Here is a 9,849-nt window from a genome sequence, read left to right as displayed (position 1 = left end):
CTTCGATAACCAGCCCCACTACGACCCCAATCACCAGCAGGGCCAGAGTTTCTATAGACTGGTTAAGCACTACGCGATCCATAATTTGCAGTATTGCCATAGGCAGAACTAAAGCCAAAATGTTATAGAGTAGCGCTGCAACTGCAAGTAAAGGAGCGACCCGCTGTAAGTCAGGGGAACGAAAAATACCCATAAGTGGATTAGCCAATCTTTCTACCGGTCTTTCTAGGATTTTGCCCCGGTTCAGCAAGGTCAAGAAAAATGCTAACATTGCTATTCGACTCCGGATTGATTAACTAACATATGTAATAATGGATGGGCAAAAGAAATATGCCCTTCTTCATTTCGGCATAAAACACCACTGGCGCGAGCCTGCTCAACGGCAAGTTCTATTGTGTCCGGAGACTCCCACATAGTTTCGGCAATTTCTGTCACGGACATAGGGAATGGCGCCTTGCTGACGAAGCGTAGCAAAGCACGATCAAGTTTGAGTCCGTCCATGCGAGCGTTAATCACAACCTGTAAGGAAAAAGGCAAAGTTTCCTGCCAGTGATGGCGCGCCAATTCAATGGCAAAAAGCGGAACGCCCGCCGCATACTGTACGATTCTTGCTATGGAGTGACGCATGTCCGCATCAGAACCCTGCTCTGCCTTTATCGTATCTTTTTCCAGTAAACCGAGGGATTGGACTACCAGACTTTCAATGGCAGTCTTAGGTAGATGCCCCAGCCTGATCGTTTTGCAAGGGGGCTTTACATATTTAGAAAATTTACGCGCTGCAAATATAACCATTTTTTCTTTAGCGGCCTTTGCGGTTTCAGTAGCCTTTATCAAAATATCAATCGGCAATAGATGTGCATCATCCACGATAATTACGTCGTGGCCTCGACCTGTAATCGATTTGAGGCTATGCAATAGAGTTTGAGGCTTTACGGGCATTCCGCTCGGATACATATACAGACTGCCTTCTTTGCTACCGGAATGACAAACGAAGTGATGTACCCGGCCTTTCATGTCCAGACCGCGTTTCGCAGCATAGTGGCATAATAGTGATTTACCCATGCCTGTTTCGCCTTCTATGTAAATAAGATGGTTTTTTTGGCCTCTAAATACTTCTGAAAACAATATTTCCAGGACTTCGAGCTCTGCTTCTCGCCCCAATATCAACGACTCATCACCTTGTTCTTCTCCGCCTTCTGCTTGAAATTGCGGAAGCTGAGAATCTTTACCCCAAGGCATTCGATCAAGCGCCTTAAACAGTAAGCAAGGAATAGTAGTCCTATACACATTAGGGCCGGTAATTTTCAGCAATTTTGCCGCAGATGTTCCCAGTGCCAACTCTCCTGATGTCGCGTTGCTCGCAAGTTCGCGGGCATGGGCAATTACAGCGCTGGCGACAACCTCCCCCGACCAGCCGCCATAACGATTCATGCTGGAAATTGCACATCCTGCCGCTAATCCGCCTCGTAAGTCTTGCCTAAGATTAGGATAGACTGTAAGAACATCAAAAACCGCACGGGCTGCATGTAGCGCTTTGAAGATATCTTGTTCAGTCCCGCGTTTAATGCCGAAAATTAAATCGCCTATAGATGCTTTGTTCGCCAGAAACAAAGCATCATGAGCACCCGCTAAAGCTGAAAAAGTTTTGTGTAATTCCTGGACAATAGCCTTTGGGCAAGATTCAGCACTGGCTTTTAAAGTTGCGTCAGGCAAAAAGATGCTCAATACGATGCAAGGACGGCGTTCCAGTATTCCTTCGGATATTTGAGTGCTTTCAGGATGAGAATCCGTGGCTTGACTGATCCCTTGCGAAACTGCCATTGTGCGATTACTGACATGAAGTTTTTTAAATAGCGCTACAACATGCTGCTTCACAGTGCCCAAGCCTATCCCTAATTCATTAGCAATTTCCTTATTAACTTTGCCTGCTTTAATCAATGCCAGAATTTGCCGCTGACGCTGAGTCAGTTCAGGCAGCAATTCAACTTCCTGATTCGGAAACGCAACTGCCGCGGACTTATTAACAGGCTCTTGATTCATGATTATCGATCAGCAATGGCTTTCGCGGTATAAAAAGTTCCAGGGCATCATTACCACTATTCAAATTACATAAGAAGCAAACTAATTCCTTCATTCATTTTTTTCATCTACCACTACCGCAGATTTGCTCCAACCTGTCTCAAGCACCTACACACTCCTTTGCGTGTGACTATAGATGGTTTACCGGATGTCCCGGCTGAGCCGCTGAGCTTTTAGCGCTATTTTGATCAGGTGTGGTGTGATTTTGTACCGCATAGCCCAGAGAGAGCTCTGACTTAGCATCGGCATTACTCCGCACTGTTTCAGCATCGTCTTTCTTGGAGTCAACACCGGAAGCCGGTGTAGGTAGCACTAAAGATTCGGCTTTTTCAGCTTTACCGCTTGATTTATCAAGGGGATTAGGAATCGGATCGGGTGTGCTCTTTTCTGCTGGTGTTGCTTTATTCGCAACCTCATCTTCCATAAACTCATTAAATTCATCAGCATCGGAAGCCACAACAGCGCATCGTACTTGTTTGGCATTTAACTGCCCGCAGAAAGTACTCGCTTCCTCCTGGCTCGAGAAACGGCCAATAAACACCCGATACCATGTTGCGCGTTCTTGCTGTGCTTTTGCCACTTTACCTTGCAAACGAGGCAATGCGATGCGATTGACCATCAGGCTGGGAAAGCGTTGATGCAAATCGCGCCATGCATGCGTAACCCCAGAGCGGTCTTGTAAGCCAGCTAATTCCACTAGCCAGAATTCCCCATCGGTGTCAATTTCGCGTCCGGTCCAATCGATGCCTGGTGTTGCCAACGAAGATGCCGCCGACACTTTGACAGATCCTCCCTGCGGACGAACGCCTTCGCCCGGCAACACTCCTCCCTGAGGAACACCGCCGCCCAACGCGCTATATAGTGAAACCAGACCATTAAAGCGCTCTTGGCGAATATGAAGGTATTCATCCAGCGTACGATGATAGGTTCGCTCGGTGTCAAGCAGCGTTAAAAAGTCGATACCCCCGACCTCATAAGACTCTTGGCTGGCTGACCAAGCATGTAACGCGGCTTCTGTAGCTACTTTTTGCGCCTCCAGCCGTTTACCGTTCATATACGTGTTTGATATCGCATCCTCAGTTTCACGCACAGCTGCGTAGATGGTATGCAAATAGGTTTCTACCAACTCTTCATGCAGTGACCGTGCGAAAGCGACATCCTGAGTACGTTTGCCATGGTCAAAAATGGTCGTCGTCAAATTGCCTATCGCGTTATAAATAACACCGTAGGGCGCAAAGAACAATTGAGCATAGGTGAGTAAGCCTACACTGGCTTGGTATGATAAATTAAGAGGAGGAAACAAGCGCGCCCGCGCCACATCAATATCGGCATCTGCCGCCAGCAATCTGGCTTCAACAGCGCGTATGTCAGGCCGACGTAATAAAAGTGAGACAGGTATATCAGGCAACACTCCAGGAAACGAAAGCGAGTCTATTCCTTTATCTGATAGCGCCTGCATGTTTGGCCCCTCTCCCAGCAACTGAGCTAGGACGTGCATAGCCATTTCCCGTTGCAACTCCAAGCCGGGAATCGTCGCAAGAACAGCAAAATCGGCAGAACGCTGTTGTTCAAGGTCGATAACTGTCGCGTCGCCCGCTTCCACGCGGCTACTGACCGCCTGAAGCATGCTGCGGAGCGCGGTTTCTGTCTCGTGCGCAACGCGGATACGGTCGTTTAGAGAAAGGTATTCAATGTACTGGGAAACGACCTTGGCAACCAAAGTACGGTGGGCGTCGTCGTTTTCAAAGGTAGCCCGCCATAGCTGCATTTCCGCTGATTCAGCCATAGAGCTGAGTTCACCCCACAGATCAACTCGCCAGTCGCCACGCAATCCTGCTTGATAGTATTCGCGGTGCTTGGCTTGAGTATTTGAACTAATCTGGGCCGAGTTGACGCCGTTTGGCGGCGCATCATAATGCACTTCCAATGGAGCGGTAACAACCGGGTATTGACCGGCTTCCGCCTGATCTGAACGGGCCTGGAGTTGAGCCAGGCGGAGCATGGTGACACGAAGATCGGTATTATTCGCTAGCGCTTGATCAACCAGCGCATTAAGTTCGGCACTGCCTAAAGAGCGCCACCATTCATCAAGTTCCGCTTCTGCCGGTTGCTTTGTGGGAGTGTTACCCTCTTCAACAGGAAGCGCCTTACCTTCAGCCTTGGGAAATAACGCAGACTGCTGGTATTGAGCCGGAAGGTGCACAGGAGGTACATCGTAGTGATCGCGTTTGATGGCGCAGCCGACCATCAGAATGCTTAAAATAATTGGGATAAACACAAAACCCTACACTTGTGTGGGCGTTTGAGGGCAATGATAAAGATGAGCTAAACGGTCTTGAAGCAGCTTAGGCCAAGGATTCCCACAAACCAATGGCTTTACCGCCACCTTAACGAGATAAGATTTTCCTGTCATAAATAAATGACCTGGAGAACAAATCTATCGTTCTTTAATTTGTCCATAAACCCACATTAGCTTACTTACGGTGAGATGAAAAAAGCCACCCAGTCAAGAATGAGTTTAGTTTAAGCTGCACTATCTGCCTTAAATTAAACGCTCCAACTAAGTATATATACTTAGATTCCAAACAGCAATATAAATGCCAGTAATTGCTGACAGCGCAGTTTCGCGTCTACTTAATTTAGAGATATGCGAGGTCTATCACATGGACTAAAAACTATGTTTTCTATTTTTCAAATAACACCATCGGCTCGGCATGCCCGGTCTACGGAACATACACCCCAACTTTATGCAGAGTGATGGATTACAAGACACATAAGCAATCTGCTCAGATTGCTATTTCTTAAATGATGCAAGACCTTGGAAGCATCGACCCTGGATGGGTCGATGTTATTGTATTTGATTGGCCTAAGGTTGATCGCTATCCTTGCTTAAATCGACAGCATAAAATTAATGTTTTATGCGATTGTGGCGAGTATTTTTCTTGGTGCGATTGACCGAGGTTGATCGAATCAGGCCTCGGCTAATCTTTTATAATCATATCACTCCAAATTATCCGTCACCGCGCCTAACGAAGCCGAACTCACCAATTTGGCGTATTTCGCCAACACACCGCGAGTATAACGCGGCGCGGGTTGTTTCCACTTATCAAACCGGCGGGCGATTTCATGCTCGTTAACGTGCAGTTTCAGCTCGTTGTTTTCTGCGTCTATAGTGATGGTATCGCCATTCTCAACTATCGCCAACGCGCCGCCGACATATGCTTCCGGCGTGATATGCCCGACTACGAAACCGTGGGTACCGCCGGAAAACCGACCGTCGGTAATTAATGCCACATCCTTGCCCAAACCTTTACCCATGACTGCCGAAGTCGGGGACAGCATTTCTCGCATTCCGGGACCGCCTTTGGGACCTTCGTAACGGATAACAATCACATCACCTTTAACGATATCGCCATTCAAAATACTTTGCAGCGCTTGCTCTTCGGCATTGAACACTTTGGCTGTGCCGGTAAAACAAAGCCCTTCTTTACCTGTGATTTTGGCAACCGCGCCGCCGGAAGCCAGATTGCCGTATAACACGACCAAATGACTGTCTTTTTTGATTGGGTTATCCAGGGAATGAATCATATCCTGGCCTTCAGGATACGGTCTTACATCGGCCAGATTTTCCGCCAATGTTAAGCCGGTAACGGTTAAACAGTCGCCGTGCAGATAACCCTTGTCCAACAGCGTTTTCATCAGCGGTTGAATGCCGCCGATTTCGATCAATTCAGCCATCTGGTAGCGGCCGCTGGGCTTTAAGTCAGCCAGCATAGGAACGTTTTTGCCAATGCGGGTAAAGTCGTCCAAAGTAATATCCACGCCGGTTGCATTTGCCATCGCCAGGATATGCAATACCGCATTGGTCGAGCCGCCGAGTGCAATCACTACGGTAATCGCATTTTCGAACGCGGCTTTGGTCATGATGTCGCGTGGCTTGATGTCTTTTTTCAACAACTCCAACACCGCAGCACCGGCACGCTCGCAATCCAGGCGTTTGTCGTCTGAAATAGCGGCTTGGGCGGAGCTGTTCGGCAAGCTCATACCCAACGCTTCAATGGCCGAGGCCATGGTATTGGCCGTGTACATGCCGCCGCAGGAGCCCGCGCCCGGAATCGCTTTGGCTTCAATTTCAGCCAGCTCGGCATCGTCGATCTGGTTATTGGCTCTGGCGCCGACCGCTTCGAATACGGAAACCACATCCAGTTTTTTGTCTTTGTGGCAACCGGGCATGATGGTGCCGCCATACACAAACACGCTGGGGCGGTTCAATCGCGCTATCGCCATCATACAGCCCGGCATATTCTTATCGCAGCCGCCAATTGCGACGATGCCGTCAAAACCCTGACAGCCAACCACTGTCTCAATCGAGTCGGCAATTACTTCGCGCGACACCAGCGAGTATTTCATGCCTTCGGTACCCATCGAAATACCGTCGGAAATTGTTATGGTATTAAAAACAACGGCTTTACCCTCGGCATTGTTAACCCCAACAGCTGCTGCATCCGCCAGCTTATTGATATGCATATTGCATGGCGTAACCATGCTCCAGGTTGAAGCAATGCCTATTTGCGGCTTTTTGAAGTCTTCATTGCTGAAACCGACGGCATGCAACATGGCGCGGCTCGGTGCGCGCTCCATGCCGTCAACAACCAAAGAAGAGAAAGTGCGGGTGTTTTTATCACTCATAATTTAAATAAAGGCTAAGGGCGAAAGGCGAAAGGCGAAAGGCGAAGGAACAGGGCTTTTTTGCCTTTTGCCTTTCGCCTTTTGCCTTAATTAATATGAATCCCAGCTGCTACGACTGCGACGCCAGCTAAGTTTAGGCAAAATAAATCCTAAAATAACGCCAAAAAGAGCTAATAAACCGCCGTATAAAAACCAGTCCTGATTGGCAGTATCTTGCAAGGCCTGATTTTCAAGCTTGAATTGTTGTAGTTCCCGCTCAACATTAACCACCCGCTCCTGAAGTTCATCGCGCTGGTTTTTTAATTCAACAGTACTGGCAGCCGTTCTTTTCAATTCATTGAGTTCTCTGCTTAACTGATCCCGCTCTGAAGCCAAAGACTGTTCAAGAGATGTTCCCGGCGTAATAGATTCTTTTATCGTGGATAGTTCAGCCTTGAGAGTGGCGTTTTCAGACTGTAATGACGCCAGGCTTTTATTGGCAGCCTCCAATTGAGCATGGCTAGGCGGTTCTTTCATAGTATTGCGGATCGGCATGTAGCCTTCAGTACCATCATTCATGCGGACATGCAAAAAGCCGGTACCTCTGTTTTCTTCTATTACCGTAAGCGGAGTGCCAGTCGGAAGCAACTTTACAACTTTACTGTTGTTATTTTCTTCGCTCCTGAGTGATAAATTCAGATTGTCAGTAACATAAACAACTTCCGCCTGCGCTGAACCAAAAGTTATCAGTAGGATAAAAAACGAGCTGAGTATTTTTTTCACTTGAATCTCTATTGTTGGTCGTTTGACGACTGCTATGAATGGTGAAAGTAGCGTAATCAGTAAGAAACCGATACGTCTATAGTTAATTCTAACGTGATTTTCTGCACAGGAGAAATTCCAACAGTGCTTTTTGTGCATGCAAACGGTTTTCTGCTTCATCGAAGATAACACTTTGAGTACCGTCAATCACATCGGCGCTGACTTCTTCGCCGCGATGAGCGGGCAAGCAGTGCATAAACAACGCATCTTTGTTTGCCGCAGCCATGATCTCAGCATTGACCTGATAATCTTTAAAAGCTACTTCGCGTTGTTTTTGCTCTTCTTCTTGGCCCATGCTGGCCCAGACATCAGTGACTATTAAGTCTGCATTCCGGGCGGCGGCCAGAGGCGTATCAAAAAATCGGACACACTCCCCAGCGGCTTTGACTATGGATTCTAACGGTTGATAATCTTTTGGACAGGCAATATTCAACACAAACCCAAGCCTCATAGCAGCATGGATATAGGAATGACACATATTATTGCCGTCGCCGATCCAGGTTACTGTTTTACCTTTGATATCGCCGCGATGTTCAAAATAAGTCTGCATGTCCGCCAACAATTGGCAAGGATGCTGCAAATCGGTCAAACCATTAATCACCGGAACGCTTGAATATTGAGCGAATGTAGTCACTGTTTCGTGCTTGTCGGTTCTAAGCATGATGCAATCAACCATACTGGAAATAACTCTGGCACTATCTTGCAAAGGTTCGCCTCGACCCAGCTGAGTATCTCTAGGCGATAAAAACAGCGCACTGCCGCCGAAATGACTCATGCCCGATTCAAACGAAATGCGGGTTCGCGTCGATGACTTTTCAAAAATCATCGCCAATACTTGGCCCTTTAACGGTTGATAATCGGGATCGCGGTTAATTTTTAGGACGATGGCCCGGTTAATCAAGCTACGAAGCTCGTCGCCGGATAAGTCAAGCAAGCTGATGAAATGTCTAGGGTTCATAGGGAGCGTCTGTATGCTTATAGATAAGCGTCGATAAAGTTTCTACGAGTTGAGTGATTTGGTGGTTATCAATAATTAATGGCGGCAGCAAACGAATGGTTTTTTCACTAGTGACATTAATCAATAAGTTATTTTGCAGCGCTGCTTGCACTAGCTCAGTGCACGGACGGTCAAGTTCGATACCGATCATCATGCCTTTATGGCGAATATCGACAATATGCGCATTGCCGTGTAACCGTTCTTTAAACGCCAAGCAAATCGCATCGCCTTTTTGCGCGGCCTGCTCGACCAGGTTATCAGCATCCAAGGTAGCCAATACCGCTAAAGCCGCACTGCAAGCTAACGGATTGCCGCCAAAGGTTGAGCCATGATTGCCGGGAGTAAATAATGCGGCGGCTTTGCCTCGGGCAAGGCAAGCGCCTATCGGCACGCCGTTGCCTAAAGCTTTAGCCAAGGTACAAACATCCGGAACTATACCATTGTGCTGGAAAGCAAGAAACTTACCGGTACGGCCTATCCCGGTCTGAATTTCGTCGAGCATCATCAGCAAGTTCTGCCGATCGCACAGACTGCGTATTTGATTAAGATAATCGGCAGCGGGAATATTAACGCCGCCCTCGCCCTGTATCGGTTCAACCAACACAGCAACAACATTTTTATGCTGCTTAACCGCTTGATCGATTGCATTGACATCGTTGTACGGCACGCGAATAAAGCCTTCAACCAGAGGTGCAAAGCCTTGTTGGATTTTTGCGTTACCGGTAGCGCTCAGCGTTGCCAGTGTACGGCCATGAAAACTTTTTTCCATGACGATAATCGCCGGATTTTCTATACCTTGATCATGGCCGTACTTACGCGCCAACTTGATCGCCGCTTCATTAGCTTCTGCACCGGAATTGCAAAAAAATACATTATCCATACCGCTTTTTTCAATCAGTTTGTCGGCCAACTGTTCCTGAACAGCGATACCGTACAGATTTGATGTATGCACCAGTTTTTCGCTTTGCTTGCAGATAGCGTGATGCACGGCAGGATGAGCATGTCCCAAACTGCATACCGCTATGCCCGATACTGCATCCAGATAGCGATTATTGTTTTCATCAAATAACCATGCGCCTTCGCCCCGTTCGAAAGTAATGGGCAATCGTCCATAGGTTGGCATAATGTGGCTAGTCATTGTTCTCTTTATTAAAATTAAGGAGTAAATAGGCCGTAATCTGTCGACCATTAAAAAAATGCTCGATTATAGGTTTCAATTGGGTCTCAGGCAAGCGCTGATTGTCCAGGGCGTTTTTAAAAATAAAAAACCAAAATGATGTTTT

Annotated in this window: 7 protein-coding genes; all 7 read right to left on the bottom strand. The window is 47.5% G+C overall.

Annotation, left to right across the window (positions count from 1 at the left end; translation table 11 throughout):
- A partial coding sequence (locus EPO18_RS11570) for a hypothetical protein (protein ID WP_292433526.1) occupies positions 1 to 271 on the bottom strand: 271 nt, incomplete at its 3' end.
- 2 nt (positions 272 to 273) lie between these two features.
- Positions 274 to 2,040: a LuxR C-terminal-related transcriptional regulator gene (locus tag EPO18_RS11565; RefSeq protein WP_292433525.1), complete on the bottom strand. Its 1,767-nt coding sequence runs from the start codon at positions 2,038 to 2,040 to the stop codon at positions 274 to 276.
- Positions 2,041 to 2,209: 169 nt separating this feature from the next.
- Positions 2,210 to 4,357, bottom strand: a complete 2,148-nt coding sequence (locus EPO18_RS11560) for an efflux transporter outer membrane subunit (protein ID WP_292433524.1) — start codon at positions 4,355 to 4,357, stop codon at positions 2,210 to 2,212.
- Positions 4,358 to 5,079: 722 nt separating this feature from the next.
- On the bottom strand, positions 5,080 to 6,768 hold the full coding sequence (gene ilvD, locus EPO18_RS11555) for a dihydroxy-acid dehydratase (RefSeq protein ID WP_292433523.1): 1,689 nt from the start codon (positions 6,766 to 6,768) through the stop codon (positions 5,080 to 5,082).
- A gap of 90 nt (positions 6,769 to 6,858) precedes the next feature.
- Positions 6,859 to 7,668 (bottom strand): TIGR04211 family SH3 domain-containing protein, encoded by an 810-nt coding sequence (locus EPO18_RS11550; RefSeq protein ID WP_292433522.1) that lies wholly within the window; start codon positions 7,666 to 7,668, stop codon positions 6,859 to 6,861.
- Positions 7,619 to 8,527, bottom strand: coding sequence for an ornithine carbamoyltransferase (argF, locus tag EPO18_RS11545; protein WP_292433521.1), 909 nt, complete (start codon positions 8,525 to 8,527; stop codon positions 7,619 to 7,621). Before argF ends, EPO18_RS11550 begins: the two co-directional genes overlap by 50 nt.
- Complete coding sequence (locus tag EPO18_RS11540) at positions 8,517 to 9,704, bottom strand: aspartate aminotransferase family protein (RefSeq protein WP_292433520.1); 1,188 nt, start codon at positions 9,702 to 9,704, stop codon at positions 8,517 to 8,519. Before EPO18_RS11540 ends, argF begins: the two co-directional genes overlap by 11 nt.
- Positions 9,705 to 9,849: the final 145 nt, after the last annotated feature.

It is taken from the genome of Methylobacter sp., from assembly GCF_004322395.1.
Classification (GTDB): Bacteria; Pseudomonadota; Gammaproteobacteria; order Methylococcales; family Methylomonadaceae; genus Methylobacter_A.
Note: the sequence above shows the minus strand (reverse complement) of the source record. Positions and strands in the feature narration are given on the sequence as shown.